We start from the raw sequence: 13,935 nt of genomic DNA on the forward strand, positions 1-13,935 counted from the left end.
ATAATGACGTGCTTTCTGGCTACACCCCAATTTTTTTATATCAAGCTGTAAAATATCGAGCTAGCCAGGTCGTTGCGGCCGGCGCCGGCCATGTGGTGGCCAGCTGCCCACGCTGGGCAACGGTGTTATCAAAGTACGGTGTCTCAGGCCGCAAGCGACCCTCGGCCACGGCTTGGCGCAAGTCCCGGCGGTTGAACAATTGAACGTGGCCATCAGGGCCCAAAAATGCCAAGGCTTCTTTGGCTAGAAGTTGAATCCCAAGGCGTTGCTCCAGCCCCTGTACAAATCGTACGGAAGCATCAATGGAACATCCGCTGGCGCCGGCGGCGGCCTCATCAAGCCCAAGCACTAAGAACTGGTGATGCAGAAAGGCCGCCGAAGCGTGCAAGGTGCGGCCATGACTGGTCCACTCGGCGGCGAACAGGCTGAGCAAAGGCTGCACGGTTTGTATCTCGTCCTCGGTTAAGGCGCGGTTGGCCTGATAGATCCAGATGCGCGCCTCGGGCGGCAATTGGTCGAAGGGAACGTACATAAAGGTTGGAAAGCGGCCGGTAAGAGCTTGGTTGACAATGGGCCGGCATACGGCGGGCCCGTAAAAAACAAAGGGCCCGGCCCGGTGGAAAGTTCCACCAGGCCGGGCCGCTAAGCTACCGCGAAAACGCGGGTATTGGTTAAGCGTTCAGGCCTTCGGCGGAAGCCACCAGCTCGGCCAGATCGAACACCTGCACGTTGCTTTCGCGCTCCTTGTTTTTCACGCCGTCGCTCATCATGGTCATGCAAAACGGGCAGCCTACGGCAATGATGCTGCCTTGGCTGTTGGCCTTGGGTGCAGGGGTAGCACCAGCGTTACCGCTTTCTACTCCGTACAGCGCATCCAGCGCGGCGGCGTTGCCGTCGAGGGTAGCCAGGGCCTCCTCGGTGCGCTCTACGTTGATATCCTTTTTGCCGGGCTCAGGCTCTTTCCACATTTGGGCACCACCGGCGCCGCAGCACAGGCCGTTGGCTTTGCTGCGCTTCATTTCCACGAGGTCGGCATCGAGGGCAGCCAGTACCTCCCGTGGGGCTTCGTAAATGTTGTTCGAGCGGCCCAGGTAGCAGGAGTCGTGGAAGGTAATGCGGCGGCCTTTGTACGACTCGCCACCTTGCACTTTCACGCGGCCGTCGTTAATGAGCTGCTGCAGGAAGGTGCTGTGGTGAATTACCTCGTAGTTACCGCCCAACGCCGGGTACTCGTTCTTGATGGTGTTAAAACAGTGCGGGCAGGCCGTTACAATGGTCTTAATGCCGTAGCCGTCGAACGTGGTGATGTTCTGCATGGCCTGCATCTGAAATAGGAACTCGTTGCCAGCGCGCTTGGCGGGGTCACCGGTGCAGGTTTCTTCCATGCCCAGCACGGCGTACTTTACGCCCACGTGTTCCAGAATACGCACAAAGGCGCGGGTTACGCGCTTGTACCGGTCGTCGAAGGCGCCGGCGCAGCCCACCCAGAACAGGACTTCGGGCTGCTCGTTGCGGGCCGCGAAATCGGCCATGAGCGGAACGGAAACTTGGCGCTTGGCTATTTCTTGCTCAGCCATAATTAGGAAAGCTGTTGGCTTTTAGCTGTCAGCTATTAGCTTTTTGAATGATTTATTTTCGGCGGCAGTGGTTGGCTTTCCAGCTTGCTAACAGCTTACAGCCAACAGCTGATGGCTATTTCTCGGCCACGTACAGGTCGTCGGCCCAGTTAAAGCGGTCCGAAGGCGAGAAGGCCCACGGTGCGCCGTTGTTTTCGATGTTAGAGAACATCACGTTCAGGGAGTTCGGCGCGGCCGACTCTTCCAGCACCAGGAAACGGCGCATTTCAATGATGCTGTCCAAGGGGTTGATGTTCACCGGGCAGGCTTCCACACAAGCGTTGCAGGTGGTGCAGGCCCACAATTCCTCGGGCGTTACCTTGCCCCGTACGAGGGTAAGCTCTTCCGGCTGCGCGCCGGTGTCGCCGTTGTACTTGTTCGGGGCAAAAACGAGTGGCGAGTTGTACTGCTCCTCAATCCGGTCGCGCGTGTCCATGATGATTTTGCGCGGCGAAAGCAGCTTGCCCGTAATGTTGGCCGGGCACACCGAGGTGCAACGGCCGCACTCGGTGCAGGAGTAGGCGTTTAGCAGGTTCAGCCACGAGAGGTCGTCGGCATCTTTGGCACCGAAGCGCTGCACCAATGGCTGGCCTTCGGCATCCACGGGGGGCGGCGGCACCTGGTAGCTGGGGTCCATCATGGCCTTTACCTCGTGGGTAATGCTGTCCACGTTCGAAAACTGGCCCTGCGGTACCAAACGTGAGTAGTACACGTTCGGGAAGGCCATGATAATGTGGAAGTGCTTGCTGCTGGGCAAGTAATTCAGGAAGGCCAGAATACCCAAGATGTGCAACCACCAGCCCACGCGCTCCATTACGTGCAAGGCCGCGGGGCTATCCGGGAACAGGCCCACCAACAACGAGCTAATGGGAAACGAACCCGGCAAGTCTACCCCTTCCAGTTGGTGCAGCTTCAAGTCGGCGGTGTTCATGGTGAACAGGGCCGCCATCAGAATGACCTCCACATACAGGATAACGTTGGCATCGAGCTTGGGCCAGGCGCGCATTTCCACGCCGGTAAAGCGGCGCACGGGCTGGGAACGATTGCGGCGCCACCAAAAAGCCACCACCGCAAGAATCACCAGAGCACCCAGAATTTCGTTGGTGGCCATCAGCACATCGTACACCGGCCCCAGAAAGCTCAGCGCCCGATGCGTACCGAAGAGGCCGTCAATCATAATTTCGATGACCTCGATGTTGATGACGATAAAGCCGACGTACACAATTAAGTGAAGCAACGCCGGCGTAATGCGCTTAAACATTTTCTGCTGGCCTAGGGCTACCAGAATCGTTTTATTGATTCGCTCACTGACTGGACCGCCCATCGCGCGGTCTTTGCCTTTGAGGATGTTGGCGCGGATTTTCATCACCTGCCAGGCAAACAGCCCGAAGCCGGCGGCCGCCACGAGGAAAAAGAGGATTTGTTGAATCACGGACGAGAGGGGTTACGTGAGTGGCAAGATAGTAGGCATGCCTAATACTTTTGCTACGCGAACAAAAGTAATCCGTTTCGGCACAAAGATTTTTTTGGGCAAAATCTTGCTTGCTGCGGGGTCGTTCGTATTTTTGCGCTCCGTTCAGCTCACCCGAACGGATACGGTGATGTAGCTCAGCTGGTAGAGCAAAGGACTGAAAATCCTTGTGTCGGCGGTTCGATTCCGTCCATCACCACTAAAACCCTCTGGTCTGCCAGAGGGTTTTTTGCGTTTATTAGGTTTCGCCTAGCGCGTTCTGTGGACCTGGGCACAGGAAAAGCCGACCACCCCTATTTCATTTTATATCCCCCTTGCAGTTATGGCGTGTGCTGCATCTGTGGGTCAGTAGTATGCCCCAGGTTAGGCATTGGGGCCTTTGCGGTTTCAGTTTACCTTGTCCATCTTGCTATAACTAGCCACGGCAATTAGTCTCACCCGCTAGGCCCTTGCTCCTAATACTTTACCCGTCAACCATCTACCTTGGTTCTTTAAACGCTTGCGCGCCGAGCTCGGGGTCCAAGTTGCTGTTATAAATACGGGACATATTAGCCACTAACTCTACGGCGTTCCGGCCAACCGCCTTGGGCGGAAGCTTGCGGTTGTTTGTTTGGTTGCTGTCCGCAGACCGGAGAAATTCGTACTTCCCCGAAGTCATTGCCGCAGCCCCACGTTTCTGTTCTCGCTTCCACGTCGCCCGTTCATGCCTGCTTCCTCGATTCAAGCTGCCAGCCCAGCGGATTTGCCTACCTGGCTGCCCTTTGACGAAATGCTGTGCGAGGTGCTTAACGTGTCGATGACCGGGCTGATCTTCTACCTGCCCATCTACGACCCCGCTGGCTCCGGCGACATCGTCGACTTCAGCTTCGAGTATCTCAACCCCACGGCCCAGCGCATGATGCACATGCCGGCCCGGCCTACCCTAACGCACAACGAGCAGTGGCCCCACAGCCGGGAACACGGCACGTTTGCCTTCCACGTGGATGCTTATGTGACCGGGGAGCCGCGCAGCTACAACATCAACTACCAGGCCGACGGCTACGACAATTACTACCGCCTTACGGCCCGCCGCGCCGGCAAAGGCCTGCTGGTGAGCTTCACCGATACCGCCGACCAGCCCCGCACCCCCGTGGAAGTAGCCCTGCGTGAAAGCCAGGTGCGTGAGCGGCAAGCCCGCGCCGAAGCCGAGCAGCAGCGCAACGAACTGCGGGATTTTGTAGAACACGCTCCCGTGGCGGTAGCAGTTTACCGGGGGCCGCAGTACATAGTGGAACTGGCAAACGCCACAACCTTGGCTATTTGGGGCCGCTCGCTCCCTGACGTACTAGGCCGGCCGGTATTTGAGGTTTTGCCCGAGGCAGCGGCCCCTAGCGTTGTGGCTATATTTGACCAGGTTTTCACGACCGGCACCCCGTACACGGCCCACGAACAGCACACGATCATTAACCGCCACGGCCGGTCGGAAGTAGTGTACTGGAACTTTGTCTTTCAACCCGAATTCCAGCCCGATGGCAGCGTCATCGGCATCCGTTCGGTTGGGACTGAAGTAACGGAGCAAGTGCGAGCCCGCCGGCAGGTTGAGCAGTTGAACCAAGAGTTGGAAGCCCGCGTGCAGGAACGCACCGAGCAAGTACGCGAGCAAAGCCAACGGCTGGAGCGCCTGTTCATGCAGGCCCCGGCAGCCATTTGTATCGTAGGCGGTCCGGAGTTGGTCTTTGAACTGGTTAACCCCATCTATCAGCAGTTTTTCCCCGAACGCCAACTGTTAGGCAAGCCTTTGCAGAAGGCTTTACCGGAACTGGCCGACCACGCCGTGTACCACAGCATGCGGCAGGTGTACGAAACGGGCGAAACCAGTTGGCAGCAGGCTCTGCACACCCCCTTGACCCGCGCCACTGATGGGGTGCTGGAGGACCGCTACTTCACCTATGTACAGCAACCGCGCTACGACGAGCAGGGCCGCATCGACGGCGTACTGGTTTTTGGGTTTGAAGTGACGGAACTGGTACAGGCCCGGCAGCAGGCCGATGCTCTACAAGCGGAAGTGCTGGCCGTAGCACAGCGCCAAGTGCAGGAGCGCGAAACATTCTACCAAATATTCGAGCAAACGCCGGCTTGTATTGCCTTGCTGCGCGGTCCGGAGCACCGGTTCGAGTACGTTAACGCGGCCTATCAGCAGCTGTTTCCCGGCCGGCAGTTGCTGGGCTTGCCGTTGCGCAAAGCCCTGCCCGAAACCGAAGCGCAGGGGTTTGTAGCGTGGATGAACAACGTGTACCAGACCGGTGAAACGTTTTTCGGCACAGAGATACTGCTTACCATCGACCAAGCCGACGGTCAACCGGCCCTGGACAAGTACTTTACTTTCACCTATCAGGCCTACAAAGAGAACGGCACCGTAGCCGGCATTTCCATTTTTGCCTATGATGTAAGCGAACAGGTGCGGGCCCGGCAGGAGCGCGAAACGCAGCAGCGCAAGTTCTACACGCTATTCGAGGAGGCGCCCGTCGGCCTTTGCATCTTCGTCGGTCCCGATCTGGTTTACGAGTTCGTTAACGAGAGCTACAAGCGGCTGCTGCCTGGCCGGGTGCTGCTGGGTCGGCCACTGCTGGAAGTTATGCCTGAACTAGCGGGTACGGACGTCGAACGCCTGCTCCGGCAGGTGTACGAGACAGGAGAGACACAGCAGGAGCAAGCGTTTCTCATTCCCATTGCTCGCGTCGATGAGAACGGACAGCCAGGGGCATTGGAGGACCGCTACTTCACCTTCGTGTACCAGGCCCGACGCGACGAGCAAGGCCGCGTGAATGGGATTCTGAATTTCGCGCTGGAAGTGACCGAGCAGGTGCAAGCCTGGAAGCGCGTGGAAGACAGCAGTGAGGAGCTCAAACGCTTCAAGTTCATGGCCGACCAGGCCCGCGACCCGTTCATTCTCACGCGTGCCGACGGCAGCTTTGCTTACCTGAATCAGCGCGCCTTGGAGGCATGGGGCTATACGGCCGAAGAAATGGCAGGCCTGCGCGTACCCGACGTCGATCTGATTTACCAGGAAGACTCTTTCGGCCAGCTATTTACCCAAGCACAGCAGGAAGCCATTCCGCTATTTGAAACCATACACCGGCGCAAGGACGGGTACGTGTACCCCGTGGAAATCAGCGCGACTGGACTACAGCTCGACGGCCAGCCTCACCTGCTGGTAGTAGCCCGCGACATTACGGAGCAGCAGCGCTTTGTAGCGGCCCTGCAGGAAAGCGAGGCCCGCTTCCGCACCATGGCCGACGCCGCCCCCAACATGGTGTGGGCCGTGAACCCGGACTCGTCTATCCGTTACATTAACCGCGCTTTTCTCGACTTTGTAGGACTGCAAACCGAGCAGGAGTACATGGCCACGGGCTGGCGCCTATACCTCCACCCCGATGAACTGGAACTAACGCAGCAGACCCTGTCGGTGGCAATTGGGCGCAGGCAGCCTTATATAGTGGAGCACCGCATGCGGCGCCACGACGGGCAATACCGCTGGTTGCTGGCCCAAGGTGCGCCGAGCTACCTGCCGGGTGGTGAGCTGTACGGGTACGTGGGCTCGGCCATTGATATTACCGAACTCAAACAGGCCAATGAGCAGCTGCGGCGCACCAACGTGGATCTGGACAACTTCATCTACACTGCCTCGCATGATTTAAAAGCGCCCATCAGTAACATTGAGGGCCTGCTATACCTGTTGCGCGAAGAGTTGCCCGCCGAGGCAGCGCAGAATGGATACGTAGAAGCCACTCTTACACGGATGCTCGACGCGGTGGAACGCTTCAAACGCACTATCGAACACCTGACCGACGTATCCCGACTACAAAAAGAGCACGCTCCGGTTACCATGTCGGTAGATCTGGCGCGGGTTGTGGAGGCGGTGCGCCTGGACCTGGCCCCGCTGCTGGAGGAAAGCCGTGCTCAGCTGCATCTGGATGTTAGCGGAGTACCCGCCGTGCTGATTGCCGAAAAGAACCTACGTTCGGTGGTTTTCAATTTGCTCAGCAATGCATTGAAGTACCGCTCGCCCGCCCGTGAGCCTAGTATTCATGTGCAAGCCCGTGTAGAGGGAAACTACACGGTGCTGGAGGTGCACGATAACGGTTTAGGCCTGTCTGAAACCCACCTGCCTCGGCTTTTCACCATGTTCCAACGCTTCCACGACCACGTAGAGGGCTCGGGCGTTGGGCTTTTCATGGTCAAACGCATGGTTGAAAACGCCGGTGGGCGAATTGAGGTGCGCAGCCAGCTTGGAACGGGCACTACCTTTTCCGTAGCTCTACCGCACGCACTTGGGGCTTCGGCCTGATTTCCCCTACCTCCGCTCCCTTCTTTGCGCTATGCCGTTATTTCCCCGCATCCTGCTTGTTGATGATGACGACACGACCAACTTCCTTAACCAACGGCTTTTTCAGCAACTGGGCTTCTCCAACTCGCTGGTGGCCCTCAACGGCCAAGAGGCCCTGAACTTGCTGCACACCTTGTGCAATCAGTCCGCTGAATCCCCGTGCCCAGAGCTAATCCTGCTGGATCTGAACATGCCCGTGATGAACGGAGTGCAGTTCCTGCAGGCTTATGCCCAGCAGCCCGTCCGCTTGCCGCTACCCGTTATCATTATCTTAACGACTTCCCTAAACCCCAACGACATGGCGCAGATGCAAAGCCTGCCCATTGCCGGTTACCTCAACAAGCCGCTGACCAGGGAAAAAATCAGCAACCTGCTGCACACCCACTTCGGTCATCCTCTCGCAAGCTGAAGCAGTATGCACTCGGTTAACGGCATCGGCAAATAACAGCACCCGCCGCCAGCGCGCTGAATTTTTACAGAGCTTTCATCTAATTGTCTTGATTTTCAGGGCCTTCCTGCCTGTGCTTTGGCGTACGATTTAGTCCCAGAGCAACTACTAACAAAGGCTTGCCAACCTCGTCATCATTGGCTGAAAAGGGCTACGCAGGGCTACGCACTGAATTGCAAGAAAAATTTTTGGCTATGACGTAAACATACGTCAATGAATGTCGTATATTTGCGACACACTTCATAACCCACTGATGACCTACGCCAAAACCGCCGCCTTTACCGAAGAGCAACAGCAGCTGGCCCGCGTGGCCAAAGCCCTTGCCCACCCGGCGCGCATAGCCATTATCCAGTTGCTGGCGTCCAAGCAAACCTGCATTTCGGGCGATATAGCCGCCGAATTACCCCTGTCGCGAACTACCGTGTCGCAGCACCTGCAGGAACTGAAGGCCCTGGATTTGATACGCGGCGAAATTGAGGGCCTGACCGTCTGCTACTGTCTTAACACCGATCTGCTGAAGCAAGTCCATCAGCAGTTCACAGCCTTCTTTATTGAGGCCACCACCGGCGGCGCCTGCGGGCCAGCCGATGCCTGCGCCTGCTAACCCTACTTTTTTCCGGTACTCATTTCAACCCGCTCTGACCATGAAAATTTCCGAAATGAAACAGTCCCTGGCAGGACTCGCCGCTGTTAACTTCCGCTTGCCGAATGGCGAATACCTGCCCGCGCACTTCCACGTGACGGAGGTGGGGCTGGTGAGCAAGCATTTCATCGACTGCGGGGGCGTGGAGCGCCGCGAAACCGTGGCCAACTTCCAGCTGTGGGAAGCCGGCGACTACGACCACCGCCTGGCGCCCCAAAAATTCCTGCACATCCTGAAGCTTTCGGAGAAAATTCTGGGCAGCGAAGACCTGGGCATCGAAGTGGAATACCAGCAGGCCACCATCGGCAAGTTCGGTCTCACCTTCGACGGTACCGATTTCGTGCTGACCTCAAAGCAAACGGCTTGCCTGGCCCAGGACGCCTGCGGCATACCGGCCGAGGCCTTTGCGCTGCCGCAGCTGCAAGTAGCCGGCTCTGCCTGCACCCCCGGCGGCGGATGCTGCTAAGCTCGTGTAACGGCGCTGCCCTCGCGGGTAGCGCCGTTTTGCTTCCTCTCCCCTTACTGTTGCCTTCCACCGAATGACAATTGCCTTTTTCTCCGACGTGCACGGCAACCTGCCGGCCCTGGAAGCGGTGCTGGCTGATATGGAGCAGCGCCGCCCCGACCTGATTTTCTGCCTGGGCGATTTGGTGGGCTACGCACCCTGGCCGAACGAAGTAGTGAACGAAGTGCGCCGCCGCGGCATTCCCACTCTGGCCGGTAATTACGATCAGGGCATTGGGCTGGCCAGCGCCAACTGCGGCTGCGCGTACAAATCGGATACCGAAAAGGACCTGGGCGCGCAGAGCATTGCCTTTACCAACGAAGTAATAGGCCCCGACGAGCGGCGCTACCTGCGTTACCTGCCCAAGCACATGCGCCTGGACTTTCAGGAGGAACCCACCAGCCTGAGTTTGCTGATGGTGCACGGCTCGCCCCGCAAGATCAACGAGTACCTGTTTGAGGACCGCCTCGAAGCCAGTTTCCTGCGCATATTGGAGGACGCCAGCGCCGATATTCTGCTTTTCGGCCACACGCACAAGCCTTACCACCGCACCTTCGCCTACCAGCACGAGGGCGCAACCCGTTACCGCCACGCCCTGAACATCGGCTCGGTGGGCAAACCCAAGGACGGCGACCCGCGTGCGGCCTACCAACTGCTGTACCTCGACGAAAACACCACGCTAACCGACCCGCATGGAGTACGCTCGGAACTGGTACGCGTGGCTTACGACGTGGAAAAAGCCGCCCGGGCCGTGGAGGCCTCGCCCCTGCCCAACGAATACGCCGCCATGCTGCGCCAAGCCTACTAACTGCTTTTCTACTTTCATGAAACTGCAACCCCTTACTGCCGCGCACTGGCCCGAGGTGCGTGCTATTTACGAGGAGGGCATTGCCACCGGTAATGCCACGTTTACCACCCAGGCTCCCAGCTGGGAAAAGTGGGACGCCGACCACTTGCCCCACAGCCGATTGGTGGCCCTGAACGACGCGGGCCAGGCACTGGGTTGGGCGGCTTTGTCGCCGGTATCGGGCCGGTGCGTGTACGGTGGCGTAGCCGAGGTGAGCGTGTACGTGGCCGGCGCGGCGCGCGGCCAGGGCGTGGGTCGGCAGTTACTAGCTGCCCTCGTCGCCGAGTCGGAGGACTACGGTATGTGGACGCTGCAGGCCGGCATATTCCCCGAAAACGAAGCCAGCGTGCGGTTGCATGAGGCACTGGGCTTCCGGCAGGTGGGTCGGCGTGAACGAATAGGACAAATGGCCGGCCGCTGGCGCGACACCCTGCTGCTGGAACGCCGCAGTGCCCGCGTGGGCGTACCCAACACCGACCAGTAGTCTGGTTTCCCGGCTATTGGCTTCGTTAACCTTGCCGCTTGGGCTTCATTCGCGCCAGGTTGCCCTTACCGCCCCGTCTCTATCTATATGAAAGCGCCCTCGATTCCAGTAGCGGCCCCCGCGGCCGAAGCGGTGGCCCGCAAAAAGCTTTCGGGGCTCGACCGGGGCCTCACCTTGTGGATTTTTCTGGCCATGGCCCTGGGTGTGGCCCTGGGCTATCTGGTGCCCGGCATCGAGCAAGGCATCAACTACTTTTCCGTAGGCACAGTTAACGTGCCGCTGGCCTTGGGGCTTATTCTGATGATGTACCCGCCGCTGGCCAAGGTGAAGTACGAGCAGCTCGGCCGGGTTTTTCAAAACACGCGCATCATCGGCCTCTCCCTGTTTCTGAACTGGGTGGTGGGGCCCTTGCTGATGTTCTTGCTGGCCATCTGGCTGCTGCCCGACAAGCCCGATTACATGGTGGGCCTGATTCTCATTGGCATTGCCCGCTGCATTGCCATGGTGCTGGTATGGAACGATTTAGCCGACGGCGACCGGCAGTACGCCGCTGGCCTGGTGGCTCTGAACTCCATCTTTCAGGTGTTGTTTTACAGCCTGCTCGCGTGGTTGTTCATCACCGTGCTGCCGCCTTACTTCGGCCTGAAAGGCTACGCCGTAAACATTGGCATCGGTGATATTGCTCAAAGCGTGCTGGTGTACCTGGGCATTCCGTTTGCGGCCGGCTTCCTCTCGCGGCTGGTACTGCGCCGCCTCAAGGGCGACGCGTGGTATGAGCAGGTGTTCTTGCCCGCCATCAGCCCCGTTACGCTCGTTGCGCTATTGCTTACCATTGTCCTGATGTTCAGCCTGAAGGGCGAGTTAATAGTGCGCATTCCGCTGGACGTGCTGCGCATTGCGCTGCCGCTGGCGCTGTACTTCGGAATCATGTTCGTCGTGAGCTTTGTGGCCGGCAAGTACCTGGGCGCGAGCTACGCCGAGAATACCAGCATTGCCTTTACGGCCACCGGCAACAACTTCGAGCTGGCCATTGCGGTAGCCATAGGCGTATTCGGCTTGAATTCGGGGCAGGCCTTTGCGGGCGTCATCGGCCCGCTGATTGAAGTACCGGCCCTTATTGCGCTGGTAAATGTGGCCTTTTGGTTTCGCCGCAAGTATTACCCGGCGCAGGCCACTAGCTCAGCGGATTCACCCAGCTAAACCGGTGCTAGCTTTTGCCTGCGGATACCCTCAGCAAGCGTAAGCTCCGGTGCGTTTTCGTGGCATCGGTAAGCAGGCGCAAACCACGTTCAGCGGTTAAACCCGCACTATTTTGCCGCCCTCAGGCTACACTTATGGTTCATGGCAGGTTTACGCTCTTGCTTATGCTCTCCAAACCGCTCATTCCCACCAACGCTACTAACTCGCTGCTTAGGCTGATGATGCGCTTCGCTTTTCACTCGGCAGCAGGCCAACCAATAATCTTATCAACCAAGTCCCACGCAGCCCGACGATTCCATGAGACGGGTCTGCTTACACTGGGATTCTGCCGTGTTGTGTTAATTGCGTTTGGCCAGCGGTGGGCTTCTGAACCGCAGCTTAACCGATGGGCAGTATGAGCGAATTGCCAACCAAAGCTACCCCAGCGCGCCTGCGGGAAGTTGCAGCGGTGTTCTTCCGGCTCGGGGCGTTGTCGTTCGGGGGGCCAGCCGCGCACATTGCCCTCATGGAGGAGGAGGTGGTACGCAAGCGCCAGTGGATGAGCGCCGAGCACTTTCTGGACCTGATTGGCGCCACAAACCTTATTCCGGGTCCGAACTCCACCGAAATGACCATGCATTGCGGCCACGAGCGGGCCGGAGGTGCAGGGCTGGTGGTAGCGGGACTGGCCTTCATTCTTCCCTCCGTGATTATTACGGGGGTATTTGCCTGGCTGTATCAGCGCTATGGGCAGTTGCCGCAGGTTGCTCCATTCGTGTACGGTATTGCTCCTGCCGTTATTGCCATCATAGCGGGGGCCGCTTACACCCTGGGGCGCAAAGCGGTAAAGTCGGAGCTCTTGGCCGGGATAGGCGCGGCTACACTACTAGCGGCCCTACTGGGTGTGCACGAGATAGTAGCCCTGCTGGGCGCGGGCATGGCTGGCTTGGTATTGCACACCTTACGCCAACCGCCCAAGCTCCGCCAAACGCTGAGCGTGATGCCCTTCGCCAGCATTCTAGCCGGGCCGCTTGTTAACACGGGCTTGTCCATTAGCGGTGTTTTCTGGAGCTTTCTGAAGGTAGGGGCTACGCTTTACGGCAGTGGCTACGTGCTGTTTGCGTACCTGGAAGGCGAGTTGGTGGCACCCGGTTGGCTCAGCCGCCAGCAACTGCTCGACGCCGTGGCCGTGGGGCAGTTTACTCCCGGCCCGGTGCTGTCGACGGCGACCTTTGTGGGCTGGCAGCTCGGTGGCTGGGGCGGGGCGCTGGCCGCCACGGTGGGCATCTTTTTGCCCTCCTTCGTCTTTGTGTGGCTGCTGAACCCGCTGCTGCCACGCCTGCGCAAGTCGCAGCTTTTTTCAGCGTTTCTGGACAGCGTAAACGTCGCCTCGGTGGCCTTAATAGTGGCCGTGTTGGTGGCCATGACCCGCATGGCTCTTACCGACTGGCTCACGTTGCTTATTGCGGCGCTCAGCCTCGGAGTTTCGCTTGCCTACCCTAAAATCAATAGCGCTTTCGTGGTGGTGGGTGGAGCACTGCTGGGCTATCTACTCACATTGTTTTAAGCCTGTAATGGCCTTACCATTTAGGACCCTCCTTTTACAAGCACGGTTATTAACTAGTTTAAATTTTAATTATTTCAAGACATTCGTATTTATAAGCTCAACGGTTACCTCGGCCTTAGACGGTACGAACCTGAGCTGATGCCAGCAAGCTTATCTAGACCGCAACGAGTTAGAGTCGTGTTTATGAGCACAACCGGGGCTTTTCACAAACCTGACCCTACCAAATTATCTAATATTAACAGCTCCGATTGTTATGCTGCCATTCCGTTTTACTAATTTTCAGCGATGAAGTGGTTTTGTACTTTTATTCTTGTGTTCTATCTGTCGCTGCACGCCTCAGCGCAGAAGTATCACTACCGGGGCATTGAGAACTTCCCCGTCGATTCGGTCTCGGGCAAGATTACGTATGCCGCTGTGGTGGAGGTACCCGGTGCCACCCAAGCCGAGCTCTACCGCCGGGCCAAAGAGTGGCTCATCACCAACAAGCGCCAGCTGGCCAAAATCGAGCTAGCCGAAACCCCGTACGCCGGCCGCATCAAAGGCCGTGTTACTTTGGCCAAAGACGGCACTCCCAGTTCGTGCACCGTTACCATCGAAACCAAGGAAGGGCGCGCTCGGTACGAGCTGACGGACTTTACCACGCCTAGGTCCAAGTTGGAAGAACCCCTGGAAAGCTACATCCCGGCTACGGCAGGCCTGAATGCCAAAGCGTTCGACATGACGTTCCTGGATGACCACTCGTACTTCGCCGATGTGGCAGCTAATCTCGATACGGCCCTGCGTACTGCACCCCGCCGTTGGTAGCCCGC

Annotated in this window: 12 protein-coding genes and 1 tRNA gene; 10 read left to right on the plus strand and 3 right to left on the minus strand. The window is 58.3% G+C overall.

What is annotated here, in order from left to right:
- Window positions 1–40: 40 nt before the first annotated feature.
- The 3 genes from ABD903_RS18915 to ABD903_RS18925 form a co-directional block, all read right to left on the minus strand.
- Complete coding sequence (locus ABD903_RS18915) at window positions 41–532, minus strand: hypothetical protein (RefSeq protein WP_345226872.1); 492 nt, start codon at window positions 530–532, stop codon at window positions 41–43.
- Between the two features lie 139 nt (window positions 533–671).
- Window positions 672–1,532, minus strand: a complete 861-nt coding sequence (locus tag ABD903_RS18920; protein WP_345228104.1) for a (Fe-S)-binding protein — start codon at window positions 1,530–1,532, stop codon at window positions 672–674.
- Between the two features lie 160 nt (window positions 1,533–1,692).
- On the minus strand, window positions 1,693–3,048 hold the full coding sequence (locus ABD903_RS18925) for a 4Fe-4S dicluster domain-containing protein (RefSeq protein WP_345226873.1): 1,356 nt from the start codon (window positions 3,046–3,048) through the stop codon (window positions 1,693–1,695).
- 165 nt (window positions 3,049–3,213) lie between these two features.
- Between ABD903_RS18925 and ABD903_RS18930 the strand changes: the two genes are divergently transcribed.
- The 10 genes from ABD903_RS18930 (at window position 3,214) to ABD903_RS18975 (ending at window position 13,930) form a co-directional block, all read left to right on the plus strand.
- Window positions 3,214–3,286 (plus strand) — tRNA-Phe (locus ABD903_RS18930).
- 504 nt (window positions 3,287–3,790) lie between these two features.
- Entirely contained in the window at window positions 3,791–7,414 is a 3,624-nt protein-coding gene (locus ABD903_RS18935; RefSeq protein ID WP_345226874.1) for a PAS domain-containing sensor histidine kinase, read from the plus strand.
- Window positions 7,415–7,445: 31 nt separating this feature from the next.
- Window positions 7,446–7,862 (plus strand): response regulator, encoded by a 417-nt coding sequence (locus ABD903_RS18940; RefSeq protein WP_345226875.1) that lies wholly within the window; start codon window positions 7,446–7,448, stop codon window positions 7,860–7,862.
- Window positions 7,863–8,154: 292 nt separating this feature from the next.
- Entirely contained in the window at window positions 8,155–8,505 is a 351-nt protein-coding gene (locus ABD903_RS18945) for an ArsR/SmtB family transcription factor (RefSeq protein ID WP_345226876.1), read from the plus strand.
- A 40-nt stretch (window positions 8,506–8,545) separates the two neighbouring features.
- Entirely contained in the window at window positions 8,546–9,010 is a 465-nt protein-coding gene (locus ABD903_RS18950) for a DUF6428 family protein (protein ID WP_345226877.1), read from the plus strand.
- 73 nt (window positions 9,011–9,083) lie between these two features.
- Entirely contained in the window at window positions 9,084–9,857 is a 774-nt protein-coding gene (locus ABD903_RS18955; RefSeq protein WP_345226878.1) for a metallophosphoesterase family protein, read from the plus strand.
- A 16-nt stretch (window positions 9,858–9,873) separates the two neighbouring features.
- Window positions 9,874–10,380 (plus strand): GNAT family N-acetyltransferase, encoded by a 507-nt coding sequence (locus tag ABD903_RS18960; protein ID WP_345226879.1) that lies wholly within the window; start codon window positions 9,874–9,876, stop codon window positions 10,378–10,380.
- Between the two features lie 87 nt (window positions 10,381–10,467).
- The gene (arsB, locus tag ABD903_RS18965) at window positions 10,468–11,580 is read left to right on the plus strand and encodes an ACR3 family arsenite efflux transporter (RefSeq protein WP_345226880.1); all 1,113 of its coding nucleotides are present in this window, start codon (window positions 10,468–10,470) and stop codon (window positions 11,578–11,580) included.
- A gap of 394 nt (window positions 11,581–11,974) precedes the next feature.
- A complete protein-coding gene (gene chrA / locus ABD903_RS18970) occupies window positions 11,975–13,126 on the plus strand; it encodes a chromate efflux transporter (protein WP_345226881.1) in 1,152 nt (383 codons plus the stop codon).
- 312 nt (window positions 13,127–13,438) lie between these two features.
- On the plus strand, window positions 13,439–13,930 hold the full coding sequence (locus ABD903_RS18975; protein WP_345226882.1) for a DUF4468 domain-containing protein: 492 nt from the start codon (window positions 13,439–13,441) through the stop codon (window positions 13,928–13,930).
- Window positions 13,931–13,935 lie beyond the last annotated feature (5 nt).

The sequence above is a fragment of the Hymenobacter koreensis genome (assembly GCF_039541855.1).
In the GTDB taxonomy this organism is placed as follows: Bacteria; Bacteroidota; Bacteroidia; order Cytophagales; family Hymenobacteraceae; genus Solirubrum; species Solirubrum koreensis.